This window comes from Zoogloea sp., assembly GCF_044344315.1.
Classification (GTDB): domain Bacteria; phylum Pseudomonadota; class Gammaproteobacteria; order Burkholderiales; family Rhodocyclaceae; genus Zoogloea.
On the sequence record NZ_JBIJDC010000114.1, the window covers coordinates 1 to 15,261 of the forward strand.

A 15,261-nucleotide genomic window follows, 5' to 3' on the forward strand; every position below is an offset into this window, starting at 1 on the left:
CACGGCCGACCACCGCGTGATCGACGGCGCCCTGGCGACCCGCTTCAACGTGTACCTCGCCCAACTGCTGGCCGACTTCCGTCGGGTCATGCTCTAAGGAGATCGCCATGAGCCTCGTAGAAGTCAAGGTTCCGGACATCGGCGATTTCACCGACGTGCCCGTCATCGAGCTGTTCGTGAAGGTTGGCGACAGCATCAAGGCCGAAGACGCGATTGCTACGCTCGAATCCGACAAGGCCACCATGGATGTGCCCTCGTCGGCCACCGGCGTGATCCGTGAAGTGAAGGTTGCCCTGGGTGACCGGGTTGGCGAAGGCAAGGTGCTGATCGTGGTGGAAACCGAGGGCGCGGGCGCCAGCCCGGCTCCGGCCGCCGCGGCAGCCCCGGCTGCAGCCCCTGCCGCTGCGCCGGTGGCGGCGCCGGCTGCCGCCAGCCACGGTGGCGCGGCCGACGTGGAGTACGACATGGTCGTGCTCGGCGCCGGCCCCGGCGGCTACTCCGCCGCCTTCCGTGCTGCTGACCTGGGTCTCAAGACCGCCATCATCGAGCGCTACGCCACCCTGGGCGGCGTGTGCCTGAACGTCGGCTGCATCCCCTCCAAGGCCCTGCTGCACGTGGCCGCGGTGATGGATGAGGCGGAGCACATGGGCGCTGCCGGCGTCAGCTTCGCCAAGCCCACCGTGGACGTGGACGTACTGCGCGCCCACAAGGAAAAGGTCGTCGGCAAGCTTACCGGTGGTCTGTCCGGCATGGCCAAGGGCCGCAAGGTGGACATCATCCGTGGCTACGGTCACTTCCTCGACCCGAACCACATCGAAGTCGAAGAAACCACCGGCACCAGCCAGGACAAGACCGGCGCGAAGAAGGTCGTGAAGTTCAAGCAGGCCATCATTGCCGCCGGCTCGGCGGCGGTGCATCTGCCCTTCATCCCCCGTGATCCGCGCATTGTCGATTCCACCGGCGCACTCGAACTGCGCTTCGTGCCCGGCAAGCTGCTGGTCATCGGCGGCGGCATCATCGGCCTGGAAATGGCCACCGTCTATTCCTCCCTCGGCGCCCGCGTCGATGTGGTGGAGATGATGGACGGCCTGATGCAGGGCCCCGACCGGGACGCCGTGAAGGTGTGGGAGAAGCAGAACACCCACCGCTTCGACAAGATCATGCTGAAGACCAAGACGGTCGGCGTGGATGCCCGGGAAGACGGCCTCTACGTCACCTTCGAGGGCGAAGGCGTTTCGCCGGAGCCGGTCAAGTACGACATGATCCTGCAGTCGGCGGGCCGTGCCCCCAACGGCAAGAAAATAGGCGCCGAGAAGGCGGGCGTCATCGTCACCGACCGGGGCTTCATCCCGGTGGATGCCCAGATGCGCACCAACGTGCCGAACATCTTCGCCATCGGCGACGTGGTCGGCCAGCCCATGCTGGCCCACAAGGCGGTGCATGAAGCCCACGTGGCCGCGGAAGTCGCCGCCGGGCACAAGGCCGCCTTTGACGCCACCGTGATCCCGGGCGTGGCCTACACCCATCCGGAAGTGGCATGGGTCGGCTACACCGAAGCCCAGGCCAAGGCCGAAGGCAAGAAGGTGGAAACCGCCAAGTTCCCGTGGGCTGCCAGCGGCCGCGCCATCGCCAACGGCGCCGACTACGGCTTCACCAAGCTGATCTTCGACGCCGAAACCCACCGGGTCATCGGCGGCACCATCGTCGGCCCGTCGGCGGGCGACATGATCGGAGAAGTGTGCCTGGCCATCGAGATGGGCGCGGATGCGGTGGATATTGGCAAGACCATCCACCCCCACCCGACCCTCGGCGAAACCGTCGGCATGGCGGCCGAAGTGGCTCACGGCAGCTGCACCGACGTGCCCCCGGCGCGCAAGAAGTAAGCACGTAAAGAACCCTGTTGTAGCGTTGTTTCAAGCGGCCTTCGGGCCGCTTTTTTTTGGACGGACGACGACAGATCCCGCACTCGGGACGCAGTACCGGGCTTACCCGAAACCGCTTCAACCGACTTTTCTCAGTTGTTCTCCCTGAAACTGAGATAAACCCAGATCCGACAGGGGCTTGGGTTCCCTGGCCGGCTCACCAGATGGGTGAAGCGAAAGGGGCTTTCCGGAGGCTTCGACGCTGGCTGTCGGATTACGTCAAACCGAGGAAACCAGATTCAAATCGTGGCCCGGTTCGCGATCACGCTCTGGATTTGATCGTTCAGGGACATCTCCCGCTTGCTCTTATCCCCCGCCGACAACCAGTGTGCCCACGAACTCGCCAGACGCGCCGTATCGCACCCCGGCACGGACATCCGCCACATTCGGGTACTGCGTGTAAGCCACGGCAATGGCCGGAACAGTGACCGTTGCCGAACCAGCCCGAGAGCCATCAACAACCGATGTCGCCGTCACCGTAATGGTCTGCACTGACCCCGTGGCAGCAGGTGCCGTGAACAGGCCGGACGAGTTGATCGTGCCCGCGCTCGCCGTCCAGGTGACCGCCTGCGACACACCCTCGGTCCCCCACACCGCAGCCTGCAGCGTGGTCTGCGCAGCGCCGGCAACAGATATTGTCGCAGGCGTCACGCTCACCCCGTAGACCTCATAGGTACCGCCGGTATCAAGGGTGCCCGTCAGCACCCCACCGATGGCTACACCGTTCTCGTAGAGCTGGAAGGTGAAGGTCTGAGGCTCGAACACCCCGGTGCCGTCGTAGTCCAGGGAGCCATCCTCATAGACGCGCAAAACCCCCTGGGCCGGCCAGGTGAGAATCCTGGCGCGGTAGAACTTGTTCGCGTCGGCGGGCAGCGACAGCGACGGGTAGATGATCGACGGCCCATGTTGTCCGGTGCTCGGGATGGCTGCGCCACGGACGCCAAGCTTCGGCGTCCCGCAGACACGGCGACCGGATGTGCTTACATTCAGGTCGCGCAACATTTAAGCCACCAGCCCTTCCTGGTAGAAGACCGCCGAGCCGGACTTGGCAAGCAGGATGCCAGCCCCTGCAGGCAGGCCCGTCACAAGCAACTGCCCCAGCGCGTCAGTGTTGCCCGTGCCCTCCACAAGGGTGGCGCCAGCGATTCCGCCCACCTGTCGGCCCGGCACCCAGGTCCAGGCAATGGAGGCATTGCCCAGCGCCATGCCCGCGTTGTTGATCATCCGGTCCGTCAGGAACTGCCCGGCCGCTGCGACAGCAGGCACGGTCAGCACAACTGAAGCCGAATAGGTGGGGTTGGCCTGGCTGGTGGCGGTCACCGTGTAGGTGGTGGCGCTGCCCGTGGCGGCAGGGGCTGTCCACACACCCGTCGCATTGACCGAACCACCGCTGACCACCCAGGTTACCGCCTGCGACGGGTTGCCAGTGCCTGCCACGTTCACGATGAGCTGCAACTGCTGACCACCCAGCACTTCGGCCTGCCGCGGAGTCACGCTGATACCGGTCACATTGACGGGCGTTACCGTCCCACCAGCAGGCACGCTAACGGTGATCGAGGCAGACTTCGTATTGTCCTCAACAGAGGTCGCGGTGACCGTGATTGTCTGGACGCTGGCGCTCGCAAACGGGGCAACGAATGCGCCGGTCGAGCTGTTGATTGTCCCGCTGCTTGCCGCCCAGGTGACGGCCTGCGACGGGTTGTTCGTTCCCTGCACGGTCGCCACAAACATACGACTCTCGGAACCCGTCATGGTGACATTGCCGCCCGTGATCACGACCCCCGTGACGGTTGGCGTCTGCCCCGCGCCGCCAGCCAACAGGCTGCTGGTATTCAAGCTGCCGGTGCCGTTGTGCAGTTCAAGGATCTCAGCGTCACTCAGCAGCTTGTTGAAGGTGATGATCCAGTAAAAGTCACCGCCACCCGGTGTTGCACCAGGAACCTGGCCGAAAGTCCCATAGGAAATGAATTTGGACTCGACCCACTCACCATTTCCCCTGGAATCCGGGTAAGGAGGGTTTGTGCGGTCGAGCACCCCATCAATGTAGCTCTTGACGATGACCCCAGTTGAATCAGCCCCTCCCAACGTGAAGGCCGCAGTAAATGCTGCCTTGAGGTGGACATCGGTCGCGGACATGGCCCAGACATGCCCGGTGGCGTTTTGATTGGGATAGATGCCAATAACACCACCGGAGTCCAGGCCGATAGTGCGCCCGGAAGACGACGCGTTATCCGCGAGCAATGCAGACGGGTAGTACGTAAAGCCTGGGGTAAAGGGATTTCCGAGAGCCAGAAAAATGGTCGAGTTCATCTTCCGCAGCCTGACAGGGCTGCTCAGCGTGGCTTTGGCACTGCCTTGATGCGTATTCAGGCGCACCGGATAGCCGTACTTTGACGTGGTGTTCGTAACGGAAAACCCGCCCCCCATCGTGAAGATGGTGTTCCCCTTATGATCCACCAATCGCTTGGTGACGGGATCAACGCCCACGATTGATTCAATGTAGGGGTAAAGCGGGTGGGAGGTATTGAGTGCCATTTTATTCCCCGGGCTAGATCAGTGGATTGCGCCAGCCGTGCGGCTTGAAAACCCACACATCGCCAATGGCAGGTGCTATTTCGTTGTCTGAAAGAAAGATGTACGCATCCAGCTTCTCGGACCGCTTGAATCTGCCGCAGATTGCCGCGCCCGTAACGGCGGTGGTCATATTGAACTCGGGCTGCGAGCCAACAGAGTAAATCTTCCTGACGTACCAATTCACATTGAAGGGAGCGGCCCTCGGCATGTGAATCTCATACAGGCCGGAGTTACGCAGATACACCACCAGACACTTCCTGAGCGCATCAAAAAGAAGGCCAACGGTGGTGCCATCAGCAATGGTGGCAGCCAGAAATTCCACCGCACCAGGGCCAACGATTGAGGCGTTCGGCACATCCACATAAGGATTGTTCTTGCCAAGGTTAGCCGTAGCCAGGTTGTAAAAGCCAAACTTGTGCCCGTGGATGGGCGACACGATCAACAGATTCCGCGTCGGATCGACGATGATGGGCGTATCAGTGCTGCCACCGTTGTTCCACCCACCAACCCACGAAAACTGGTCAAGCCTGTAATCTGTGGGGTTAATCACCCGACGCACGATGTAGTTGGCCGAAATGCAATAAAGCACATCCTCCCCATTCTCGACCACCGCATAAGCCGACCTGCCGTTATCAAGAATGTCGAAATCAGTGACCTTGTTCGGATGGTCCTTGTACCAGTTGCGCAGCGCCCACGCATTTGCGCCGATAAGGTTCACCCCTGCACTGCTTGTACCCGTCCGCTTGACGTTGGTGCCCGTCCCCGTACCCACACAACCCGTCCCCGCCTTGGTGAGATCAACTGTATAAGACGCCGCACGATGCATGATGCTGGGGTTGTTCTTGTCAAAGACGTTAGGCGGGTGTCCACTCGGATGACAGGCGCCAGACCCCACCCACCCACGGCGCTGCCTCTTCAGCCAATTCCATCCCGAATACGTGTGCATGCTCGGGGGAGCATCATTTCCCCACTCGTACTTGGTAACCGACTCGGAGAAGCCGTCGGCAGGAACGTGGTCTTTCATGAACACTTCATGAGCGTAGAACGCCAGCCTCCACTTTCGCGTGGCGGCATCCCAAATATACGAGTCAGTGGCTGACGTATTGGCATGCCCCCCGCCAAAAATGAACAACCGGCAGTTATCGTCATCCCACACATAGCCCGCCCACGCCAGGACAATGGAGTTGAGATTACCGGTAGTCTGTCCGGGGCCATCACCACCCAGGCCAGGATAGGTCACCCGAAAATCAACGGGCGACCATGCAGAGAAGTACGGATTGAGATTGGCCATTGACCACCGCCCCGCAGGGACGGACTCAATAAAATCAACCAAAGGCGCATATGCCGGTCGGGGTGGCATACCCGTCCGCAGCTTCTCCGAAGCCCCGGTGATCGTGACATTGCTTGGATTGGCCATACAAACCCCTCGCGAGCACACAATAGAAGCCGGACGCCGCTGAAATCCGCAACTTTCAGATCCGGCGCCCCATCCCGTGTAACTGACACCAGCCTACTGCACTATAGATCCCAACAAGATAACTGGTAGCCATTTGGCGCTCCTGTCGACGACGACGGGGACACGACCTTCTGTTGAGCTCACGCCAGCGCTTTCGCTGCATCGCATTGCTGCAAGGCAAGCTGAGCACAGCCTCCTCCTCGACGTAGCCCACCAGGCGCTGCGCCCTGCGGCGCGAGACAAGGCAATCGGCATCGCAGCCCCCTCTCCTGGCGGCCGCTCGAGGCATGGACCCGACCCTGCGGTCCGAACCGGGTTGCAAGTCAGGATCGCTACGTTGGTCATCGCACAGATTGCCCATCCCCGGAGGCGTAGCGTGCAGTTTCTGCCCTCGTCTTGAGGCGTGGCTTCCCGAACTGCACTGCAATCCGAGGACTGAAATGACCACTCCTAGCACCGCAGCACTTGCACCACGGGAGCGCGGATACGAACTCGCTCACAGCCAATCCGACAGCGCCCGTTCCGTCTCCAGCGCCGTCTCGTGGGGTGCCATCGCCGCTGGCGCCGCCGCCGGCGCTTCCCTGTCACTGATCCTGCAGATCCTCGGTGTCGGGCTCGGCCTATCGTCGGTATCGCCGTGGGCGCGGGAGGGCATCAGCGCCGCTGAGCTTTGGCGTACCCACCATCGTGTGGCTGACGCTCACCCAGTTGCTTTCGTCCGGGATGGATCATTCTGATTGCCTTGTTCGTGCATTGATTGCAAACCACCAACCCGCCAGATAACAAAGGAATTGCCATGAGCAATACGACCAAGACCGCCCCCGCCAAGTCCACCGTCGCCACCAAGGGCGCGATCGCCCTGCTGAAGGCAGACCATGCAACGGTCAGCGACTTGTTTGCAGAGTACGAAAAGGCGAACACCAGCAAGAAGAAAAAGGCGCTTGTCGCCGAGATCTGCAGTGAATTGAGCGTGCATATACAGATTGAAGAAGAGATCTTCTACCCGGCAGTCAAGGCAGCACTCAAGGACAAGCTGCTGGTGCCGGAAGCCACCGTCGAGCACGCCGGCATCAAGGACCTGATCGCACAGCTCGAAGGGGCCGAACCCGAAGGCGAGATGTATGACGCCAAGGTCAAGGTGCTCTCCGAATACGTCAAACACCACGTCGAGGAGGAGCATGACGAGATGTTCCCCAAGGTAAAGGCCTCCTCACTGGACCTGGTTGAACTCGGCGCCCAGATGGCGGCGCGCAAGGCGGATCTTCTCTCCGCCCCCAGTTGAAGGAAACACGACATGTCAAATCCGTGGCTGAAAAAGAACCCGTTCATGAGCATGTGGCTGAGCCAGGCCAACCGGATCGCCGGGATGATGCGCGGCCAGGCGGCCGCCCAGGCCAAGCGCCAGATCAATACCGCGGTGACCGAGGCCACCAACGAGAACCTGAAGGTACTGATCCGCGGCACAGCGCCGGCTTCGCGCAAGGCCAGAACAAAAAAATCATGAAAAGCAGCTACCCCGTCGCTGCCCGAAACCCTTCGCTGACCCTGATGGAGCCGTTTCGCGCCGTCATGGAGCTCGCCTTTCAACAATTCGCAGCGCCGCAACAGGCGGCCGCCGGTGACGGCCACCCCGTGATCATCTTCCCGGGCCTCGGCGCGGATGGCACGTCGGTGTCCATCCTGCGAGCCCGTTGCCAGGAACTGGGCTACGAGGCCTCGGATTGGGGTCAGGGCTTCAACACCGGGCCCAGGGGCGAACTTGATGCCTGGCTCGAAGCCCTTGCCGATCAGATCTCCAACCAGCTCGCGAAACACGAAAAGCCGGCGACCCTCATCGGCTGGAGCCTGGGTGGCCTGTACGCCCGCGAGCTGGGCAAGTTGCTTGCGCCCAGGCTGCGGCAGGTAATCACCATCGCCACGCCGTTCAACGGCGGCGCAGACGACAGCAGCATTGCCTGGCTGTCCAGCGTCCTCGGCGGCGGAGCGGCAAGCGTCGATCCGAGCTGGATTGAGCGCCTTCGCGTACCTCCTCCCATCCGCACGACGTCCATCTACAGCCGGACCGACGGAGTGGTCCCATGGGAAACCTGCCGCCACGACACCAGCTCCGGGCTCGTTCAGGACATCGAGGTGGACGGCAGCCATATGGGCATGGGCTGGAACCAGGAGGTATTGAAGATCGTCGCTGATCGGCTGGGCCCGGACCCTGGCCCTTGGCTGCCCGGCGTCGGCACGACCTGAGCCAGCTCAGCGTGGCGTGATTCTCATCCATACCGGCCACAGGCTTCATGTGCACGTGGCGACGATCAACCACACAGGATGACACCATGAAAAAGACTGCCCCCAATCCGACGGCCGCCGAAGCGCGGCCGACCCCGGCACCTGGCTTCGTGTCAGCCGCCTCGCTCGACTGGGCGCGCACCGACGCCACGGGCCAGGTGCTGACGACCAATCAGGGCGTCGCCGTCGGTGACAACCAGAATTCGCTGAAAGCCGGTCTGCGCGGGCCGACCCTGCTGGAAGACTTCATCCTGCGCGAGAAGATCACCCACTTCGACCACGAACGCATTCCGGAGCGCATCGTGCATGCCCGGGGTTCGGCCACCCACGGCTACTTCGAGGCCTACAAGCCGCTGACGGAATTCACCCTCGCGGCCGGGTCGCCTACGAGCCCAACTCGCTCGGCGGCGGCTGCCCGTTCCAGGCCGGGGCGGCGGGTTTCGTGTCTTTCCCGCAAGCCCTCGAAGGCGACAAGCTGCGTGGCAAGGCCGAGAAGTTTGCTGACCATTACACCCAGGCCACCCTGTTCTATGAGAGCCAGACCGAGGTCGATAAGGCCCACCTCATCGGCGGCTTCCGCTTTGAACTGAGCAAGCTCACCGTACCGGCCATCCGCGAACGCATGCTGGCCTCGCTGGTGAACGTGTCCGCCGACATGGCAGCAAGAATCGCCGCCGGGCTCGGCATGAAAGTGCCCGAGGCCATGCCCAGGGCCCTGCCGGAATGCACGCCCCCCGAAGTGACCCAGTCGCCCTCGCTGTCCCTGACGGCGTTGCCCGGCGACGGCGGCATCCGCAGCCGCAAGGTGGCGATTCTGGTCGCCGACGGCGTGCATGGCGCCTCCGTCGTCGCGCTTCAGGCTGCGCTGAACGCGGCCGGCGCGCTTGCCTGCATCATCGCGCCCCGACTCGGGCCGGTTCAGACCGCCGACGGTGAGTCGGTGGAAGCAAGCGGTACGCTGGAGAACTCATCGCCGGTTCTGTTCGACGCTCTCGTCATGCCTGAAGGCAGCGACGGGGTAACCCTGCTGGCCGGATGCGGGCAGACACTGGAGTTCCTGAACAACCAGTATCGTCACGGCAAGACCATCCTGGCCATCGGCGCGTCGAAGGCCCTGCTCGACAAGGCGGGGATCGCCAACACGCTGGCGTCGGGCAGACCCGATCCAGGCATCGTGCTGGCGGGCGTCGATGCACTTGAGAATGGTGCAGCAGCCTTCATTGCGGCAGCAGGTCAGCATCGTCACCCGACACGGGAAATCGACCCCCCGCAGATTTGAGCCCAAGCCCCCGCCCCGCGCGCATGTCGAGCGGGGCGGGGGCTTAGCGTGCCTCCAGGTTCGCGGCACCTGCGAGCCCCTCGCCGGACGCGTCGTTTAGCGCTATTTCGTGCGCAATTCGCACAATCTCCGCGGCAATCTCTTCGGGTGACAGAATCAAATCGATACAGCCGCTGGCAATCGCGCTTTTCGGCATGTCAGGCTGCGTCGCGGTAGCCGGCTTCTGGGCGAGCGTGATCCCGCCGATCTCCCTGATCTCGCACATTGCGTCGGCGCCGTCGCCGTCGAAGCCGGAGACAATCACCGCTATGAGCTTCCCGTCCCAGTTTTCGGCGAGGGAGCGCAGAAAGACCGTAATCACATCAGGCCAGCCCCGGGGCTTTGAAATGGGCGCGAGATGAAACCCCTCTCCTTCCACGTGCAGATCCCGATTGGCCGGAATGATGAAAACACGGTTGGGCTTGATCAACAGGTTCTCCGTGATCAGGTCGACGGGCATCGTGGTGAAGCGGGGCAAGACTTGATGGAGTTGGGTCGGCATCATCGTGATGTGATTCACAATGACGATGGCCACCCCCGTGTCGCACGGAAGGTTCTCCAGGAGGCGAATATAGGCATCAAGTCCGCCAGCGGAACCACCGATGCAGACAATTGGAAATTTATCCACCTGAGTTTCCTATCCGGGCTCGGTGGTGTCATTCGCCAGCCCGGACTGAACTCAGCCAGAACCATGAATAGATCTGCAATACGGCCATTCCCCATTTGAAATTGTCGATGCCGGGATAGCTCGTGGCAGCCATTAGTGATTCTGGCAGTTCATTGATTTCTCCTCACCGAGTGGTGTCGGCATGATCGGGGTAAGGCGCGACCGGCGCTGTATCGACGGGCTGACCGGACAACTGGGTGGCCAATCCATGGTTGATGTCGCGGTGATGGGCCTCGTCTGCGCGGACCACGCGCACCACGTCACGCAGCGTCGCATCGTCCGGCAGCTTCCAGTAACGTTTCGCGATGGCCGGAGCGGCAAGGTTGGGTGCTCGACCGGCGTCAATTTCCGCCAGGTACTGCGTGTAGCTGAGCACCGCCTCCTCCTCAAAGTAGCCCACCAGGCGGTGCGCCGTGCGGCGCGAGATGAGGTAGAGAAGGAAGAAGCCGAAATAGAAGGCCCATTGCGCAAGAAGAATCATGAGGCGCTCCAGCGCGGAGGGCCGGGCGACTTCGATGAAGGTCATGAGGTGCATACGCTCGTTCTCCGCCTCCTCCATCAGCGTGCGGATCCAGCCGTCATCGTCGACCATCCTGCGCAGACATTGCAGGTGGGTGACCATTGCGCCCACCATGCCCGGCACCGCCGCCACCGTTTCCAGCACGATCGCCCGGTGGCCATAGCGCTGTGCAAAGAAGCGGTCAGCAAAGAAACGCAGCAGCCGGGTCAGGCCCAGCGCGAAGCGGTCCGCCAGATCGCTCGGCTCACGATGCGGGCGTGGCGCAGCCGGCCTCTCCGTCCCTTCACTGGCGGCCAAGGCAGCGGAGCGCTGGGTCTCGTCTGTCGCAGTAACGTGGTTCATGGTGTATCCCGCGATTCGATCGATAGCAGGAGGCCGGCATCGGCACGACCCAAGCATGCGATGCCGGCATCCACGCCTCAGTCATTCAGGCGGGCGAATCCGTCAGCTTGAATACGTTGTGCCGTAATAGGTATGGACACTCTTTTCCCAAGTGGCATCAGCCATGTTGGGCCAGTTGTTGGTGTCGAACCCCGGCGCATTCTTCAAGCGATCTTCATCGGTATCCATAACCAGGCGCTTGTTTTGAGTATCGACCGTCAGCGCGCTCCATGGCACGGCAAAGAGCTTTTCGCCGACACTGAGGAAACCACCGAAAGACAGGACGGCGTAGCAGACCTTGCCGCTGTCGATGTCCATCATGAGCTCCTTGATGCTGCCCAGCTTTTCGCCCTTCGGGTTGTACACATCGTCACTGGCGAGCGAACTGGCGCTGAGGACGCGTGAGGCACTGCGGCCGGCATTGATTGCATCGACATTGATCGTATCGTTCATTTGGTGCTCCTGAATCGGGTTGAGAAGGCAGCGCCGAAATGCAGACCGGCAACTGGTCAGGAGAGATTAGGCCGGCCGCTGCCGCGAATCGGTGCGCTGGCGCCCATAGCGGACGGAGCTCGCCTGAAACAGAAACCTGGCCACGCGGATCAGCATCCGCAGCCGTAACTGAACGAATCGGCCCCCAACACTTTCCATGCCCCCTGGATATTCACCAGTGCCAGGCGGTACCAACGGTCGTCGGTGACCGACGGGCCACCCAGGTGGCCGGGGCCCTTGCCCTGCCCTTCCCAGACAGCAATATCCGGGGTGCCGTCACGGTCCAGGTCGTAGAGGAGATACACGCCCCGGACAAAGCCGGTGTCCTTGCGATCCAGCTTCATCGGCACTTCGTTGCGCGCCGCCGGGCCTGGCGGCATATCGACCGTGGTATGGAACGCGTAGAGGCTGCCGGCCGGGGCGTGATTCAGACGCCTGTTCTGGCGCCCGCCGCCTGGGAACTGGGTATCGAAGAAACGCCAGATGGCGGCATCGGCCTCACCGAAGCTGAAGCCCGGAACCCAGCCGGCGCACATGGGTTCATCGACGTCACGCCACAGGGTTTCGGTGCTGCGGAGATGGCTCTTGTCCACGCCCAGCCGGCCATCGCGGAACAGGCTCACGCGCGGTACCGCCCGCACCAACTGCTGGGTTCGGGCCTGCATGTCATACAGACCCGCGACGGCGCCCTCCTTGGCAGCCGGCCCCGGGCGCGGGGTGACCCGTTGCAGAAAGACGATGTCGAAGCGGCCGCTGACCTGCTCGGCCGTGGCGCCCGGCGGCGCAATCTCGGCCTCGCTGCGGAACAGGGACGGGGATACCGCGGGAAACTCCAGCGCCCGGACCAGCCGGATCACGCGGGCAGTGCCCCCCTCAGCGGAGATCGCATCATGCAGCGGCCCCCACAGGCCGAGCGCCCGCTGCAGTTCGTCCGCAACACCCTGCGTATGCAAGGCGCGCTGCGAGATTTCCGGGCTTGCCCCGGCCTGCCGCCCCGGTGCCTGCTTCCCGCCCCGATCCAGATCGAGATCCTGTGCGGCCTTGCGCTTGAGCTGGGCCCAGTCGGCATACGGAGCAGGCCTGGGCCCCTTCAGCCCCAGTGCAAGATGGGCCTTCATGCGCTCAAGTCCTTCGTCGCGAGGCCAGGGCCCTTCCGGTGGAATATCGGGGTGACGCTGCCGGAGCGACTCTGCGTAGCGCTCCAGCGCCGGCCAGCCAGGCGCCCGCCAGAAGGCCCGCTCCGGGTCATTCCCGGTCGGTGCTGCGGCGTGGGCGGCCAGTAACGGAAGCACCATGAGGGTGACACCGGCAATCCGGCAGGCCTTCCTCATGGCGTTTGGAAACAGGGTGTTCGCGACATTTGCTCAGTTCCTAGCCGACAGCTCTGCTCGCCAAGATACCAAAAACAAGGCGGCCCGATGGCCGCCCTGCTTCTGCCGGGGTCGCGCCGAAGCGCCTCAGATCGCCTTGAACAGCGGGCTGCGCACCTGCTGGGCGTCGGCGGCGGAGATGAACTTCTCTGTGTAGATGTCGCGCTCGAACAGGCGGCCCTGCATCAGGGTGGTGATGCAGGCCTCGATCATCAGCGGAGGGCCGCACAGGTAGGCCTTGTGGCCGCGGAAGTCGTTGTCGAAGGCCGCTTTGGCCGCCTCGTGGACGAAGCCGCGGAAGCCCTGCCAGTCCGAGTCCGCCGGTTCGTGGGACAAGGCCGGCACGTAGCGGAAGTTGGTGTGTTGTTCCGCCAGGGCCAGGAAGGCGTCGTGGTAGTACAGCTCGTCCCGCGAGCGCTGGCCGTAGATCAGGGTCACCGGCTTGTCGAAGCCCGCCTCCAGCAGATCGAGGATCATCGAACGCGGGCTGGACAGCCCCGAGCCGCCGGCCATGAACACCACCGGAACATCCGCCGACTTCTTGACGAAGAAGCGCCCGTAAGGGCCGGCGATGCGCACCCGGTCGCCGGCCTGCATCTTTTCATGGACGTGGGTGGTGCCCCGCCCGCCCGGCACGATGCGGATGTTGAGTTCCACCTCGCCGTCGGCCGAGGGCGGACTGGCGATGGAGAAGGCGCGGCTGCCGATGTCACCGGGCAGGACCAGGTTAACGTACTGCCCGGCCTGGAAGCGCATGCCGGCATCAAGCTTGATCCACACCCCCTTGATGCTCGGGGTGAGGCTTTCGATGCGTGTCACCACGCCGTCAAAATCCCGCACCGGCAGGTTCTCGGCGTCCGGGTCCTCGTCGATCTCGGCCTCGATGACCAGATCGCTCTGGGCGGTGGCACAGCAGGCCAGACACTTCTGCTCGTCCCGCTCGAAATCCATCAGGGCAAAGCTGGAGGCCTCGCCATGCTCCACCTCGCCATCCGTCACCTGCACCTTGCAGGTGGCGCACAGGCCATGACAGCAGGCATGGGGCAGATAGATGCCGGCGCGCAGGGCCGCGTCGAGGATGGTCTGCCCCTCTTCGATCTCGATGGTCTGGCCGAGGGGCTCAATGGTCAGCGCATAGCTCATCGCCCTGTCCTCAGGCGACGGCCGACAGGCTGTTGAGCCCCGGCGTGCGAAAGCGCAACTGGGTCTTGTGGGTGATGCCGTTGGCCTCGAGGCTGGCTGTGAAGTCGGGCACCCAGGGCTGGTTGGCCTTGAGCCACTCGACGCTGTGCCAGTCGATGGCGGCGGCATCCGGATCCGCTTGCACGAGCATGCTCAGCGGGCCATTGACCAGCTCGCCGAAGGGTGTTTCGGGCGGCACACACAGCAGGAAGGGCGCGGCGAAGAGCAGATGGCGATCCCAGCTGGCATAGACGATTTGTTTGCCATTGAAGTTGGCCACCAGGTCACGGGGGACGGCGGTGTATTCCTTGATTGCAGCTACAGCCATTTTGAGTCTCCTGATTTCTTGTATTGCGGCGTGCCGGGTTTGCAGACGCAACCTGTAGCAACCTGTAGGGGCGACTTCAGTCGCCCGCGGACGTCGATCAACGGCATGTCGGTGACCTGTGTGGAGATGGGCGACTGAAGTCGCCCCTACAAGTCGCCCCTACAAGTCGCCCGCCGTTATTACTGGTTGGTGGTGGCGAGGCCGCGCCAGGCTTCGAAGTTCTTCTGGTCTTCGGAGCCGGCGTAGTCGCCGTTGTCCTTGCCGTCGAGCAGGCTGACCCACTTCATCCACTCACCCAGGTCGCCGTTGATCGGGTCCTGGAAGAGCTGGGGCATGGGCAGCCAGGCCTGCACGTATTTCTCGGGCTCGTTCTCGAAGATGTGCTGGCAGCCGTCGGAGCAGAAGTGATAGGTCTCGCCTTCGTGGACCGTCTCCCGGTGGCAGGTCAGCGTGGGGTCGTCGGGCTCGGTGAACACGCAGGGTAGCTGGCAGGTCTGGCACAGCTTGGCGAGGCCGTAGTTCTTGAACTGCGCGCCGGCGTCGGCGAGCTTCTTGATGTGCTTCCAGCGCGGCCGGTAGTGCTTGTCGAAGGTGTCGGGGTACTTGGCCGACAGCCAGTTCATGTCGTCTTCGGACGGGATCCAGCTATGGAAGGCGGTACCGAAGCTCCACTGATACAGGCCCAGCATGAACTGGTGGGACATGTGGTCGATGGCCTTTTCGGCGTCGTCCCAGCCCCGGGGCGGCTTGATGCCGTAGCGGGCCAGATCC

The 15,261-nt window shown here is 63.0% G+C and carries 19 protein-coding genes; 8 read left to right on the forward strand and 11 right to left on the reverse strand.

Going from position 1 to position 15,261, the window contains the following annotated elements; translation table 11 throughout:
• The first annotated feature begins 16 nt into the window (after positions 1-16).
• Together ACIQ09_RS18650 and lpdA are read left to right on the forward strand one after the other, a co-directional pair.
• Positions 17-97 (forward strand): hypothetical protein, encoded by an 81-nt coding sequence (locus ACIQ09_RS18650; protein WP_398313349.1) that lies wholly within the window; start codon positions 17-19, stop codon positions 95-97.
• Positions 98-107: 10 nt separating this feature from the next.
• Complete coding sequence (gene lpdA / locus ACIQ09_RS18655; protein ID WP_398313319.1) at positions 108-1,883, forward strand: dihydrolipoyl dehydrogenase; 1,776 nt, start codon at positions 108-110, stop codon at positions 1,881-1,883.
• Positions 1,884-2,228: 345 nt separating this feature from the next.
• Here lpdA and ACIQ09_RS18660 read toward each other — a convergent pair whose 3' ends face one another.
• The 3 genes from ACIQ09_RS18660 to ACIQ09_RS18670 are packed head-to-tail and all read right to left on the reverse strand — an operon-like array spanning position 2,229 to position 5,913.
• Positions 2,229-2,924, reverse strand: a complete 696-nt coding sequence (locus ACIQ09_RS18660) for a hypothetical protein (RefSeq protein ID WP_398313321.1) — start codon at positions 2,922-2,924, stop codon at positions 2,229-2,231.
• Positions 2,925-4,457, reverse strand: a complete 1,533-nt coding sequence (locus tag ACIQ09_RS18665; protein ID WP_398313323.1) for a hypothetical protein — start codon at positions 4,455-4,457, stop codon at positions 2,925-2,927.
• Positions 4,458-4,470: 13 nt separating this feature from the next.
• The gene (locus tag ACIQ09_RS18670; RefSeq protein WP_398313325.1) at positions 4,471-5,913 is read right to left on the reverse strand and encodes a hypothetical protein; all 1,443 of its coding nucleotides are present in this window, start codon (positions 5,911-5,913) and stop codon (positions 4,471-4,473) included.
• Between the two features lie 479 nt (positions 5,914-6,392).
• Between ACIQ09_RS18670 and ACIQ09_RS18675 the strand changes: the two genes are divergently transcribed.
• From ACIQ09_RS18675 to ACIQ09_RS18690, 4 genes are read left to right on the forward strand one after another with little or no spacing between them, the layout of a single operon-like run.
• Positions 6,393-6,689, forward strand: a complete 297-nt coding sequence (locus tag ACIQ09_RS18675) for a hypothetical protein (RefSeq protein WP_398313327.1) — start codon at positions 6,393-6,395, stop codon at positions 6,687-6,689.
• Between the two features lie 59 nt (positions 6,690-6,748).
• Positions 6,749-7,234: a hemerythrin domain-containing protein gene (locus tag ACIQ09_RS18680; protein ID WP_398313329.1), complete on the forward strand. Its 486-nt coding sequence runs from the start codon at positions 6,749-6,751 to the stop codon at positions 7,232-7,234.
• A 12-nt stretch (positions 7,235-7,246) separates the two neighbouring features.
• Positions 7,247-7,456, forward strand: coding sequence for a hypothetical protein (locus tag ACIQ09_RS18685; protein ID WP_398313331.1), 210 nt, complete (start codon positions 7,247-7,249; stop codon positions 7,454-7,456).
• Entirely contained in the window at positions 7,453-8,193 is a 741-nt protein-coding gene (locus ACIQ09_RS18690) for an alpha/beta fold hydrolase (RefSeq protein ID WP_398313333.1), read from the forward strand. Before ACIQ09_RS18685 ends, ACIQ09_RS18690 begins: the two co-directional genes overlap by 4 nt.
• Positions 8,194-8,345: 152 nt before the next feature.
• Here ACIQ09_RS18690 and ACIQ09_RS18695 read toward each other — a convergent pair whose 3' ends face one another.
• A complete protein-coding gene (locus tag ACIQ09_RS18695) occupies positions 8,346-8,540 on the reverse strand; it encodes a hypothetical protein (RefSeq protein WP_398313355.1) in 195 nt (64 codons plus the stop codon).
• Between ACIQ09_RS18695 and ACIQ09_RS18700 the strand changes: the two genes are divergently transcribed.
• Both ACIQ09_RS18700 and ACIQ09_RS18705 read left to right on the forward strand, forming a co-directional pair.
• Positions 8,451-8,822, forward strand: coding sequence for a catalase (locus tag ACIQ09_RS18700; RefSeq protein WP_398313351.1), 372 nt, complete (start codon positions 8,451-8,453; stop codon positions 8,820-8,822). The genes ACIQ09_RS18695 and ACIQ09_RS18700 overlap by 90 nt on opposite strands.
• Complete coding sequence (locus ACIQ09_RS18705) at positions 8,708-9,511, forward strand: catalase-related domain-containing protein (RefSeq protein WP_398313353.1); 804 nt, start codon at positions 8,708-8,710, stop codon at positions 9,509-9,511. Before ACIQ09_RS18700 ends, ACIQ09_RS18705 begins: the two co-directional genes overlap by 115 nt.
• A gap of 43 nt (positions 9,512-9,554) precedes the next feature.
• Here ACIQ09_RS18705 and ACIQ09_RS18710 read toward each other — a convergent pair whose 3' ends face one another.
• From ACIQ09_RS18710 to ACIQ09_RS18740, 7 genes are all read right to left on the reverse strand, one after another.
• Positions 9,555-10,178 (reverse strand): chemotaxis protein CheB, encoded by a 624-nt coding sequence (locus ACIQ09_RS18710; protein ID WP_398313335.1) that lies wholly within the window; start codon positions 10,176-10,178, stop codon positions 9,555-9,557.
• Positions 10,179-10,341: 163 nt separating this feature from the next.
• Positions 10,342-11,079, reverse strand: a complete 738-nt coding sequence (locus ACIQ09_RS18715) for an alternative oxidase (RefSeq protein WP_398313337.1) — start codon at positions 11,077-11,079, stop codon at positions 10,342-10,344.
• A gap of 102 nt (positions 11,080-11,181) precedes the next feature.
• Positions 11,182-11,571: a PRC-barrel domain-containing protein gene (locus ACIQ09_RS18720; RefSeq protein WP_398313339.1), complete on the reverse strand. Its 390-nt coding sequence runs from the start codon at positions 11,569-11,571 to the stop codon at positions 11,182-11,184.
• Between the two features lie 149 nt (positions 11,572-11,720).
• Positions 11,721-12,905: a hypothetical protein gene (locus tag ACIQ09_RS18725; protein ID WP_398313341.1), complete on the reverse strand. Its 1,185-nt coding sequence runs from the start codon at positions 12,903-12,905 to the stop codon at positions 11,721-11,723.
• A gap of 162 nt (positions 12,906-13,067) precedes the next feature.
• The gene (locus ACIQ09_RS18730) at positions 13,068-14,123 is read right to left on the reverse strand and encodes an NADH:ubiquinone reductase (Na(+)-transporting) subunit F (RefSeq protein WP_398313343.1); all 1,056 of its coding nucleotides are present in this window, start codon (positions 14,121-14,123) and stop codon (positions 13,068-13,070) included.
• A 10-nt stretch (positions 14,124-14,133) separates the two neighbouring features.
• Complete coding sequence (locus ACIQ09_RS18735; protein WP_398313345.1) at positions 14,134-14,490, reverse strand: phenol hydroxylase subunit P4; 357 nt, start codon at positions 14,488-14,490, stop codon at positions 14,134-14,136.
• A gap of 179 nt (positions 14,491-14,669) precedes the next feature.
• Positions 14,670-15,261, reverse strand: a 592-nt coding sequence (locus ACIQ09_RS18740) for a YHS domain-containing protein (RefSeq protein WP_398313347.1), incomplete at its 5' end; no start/stop codon positions are given.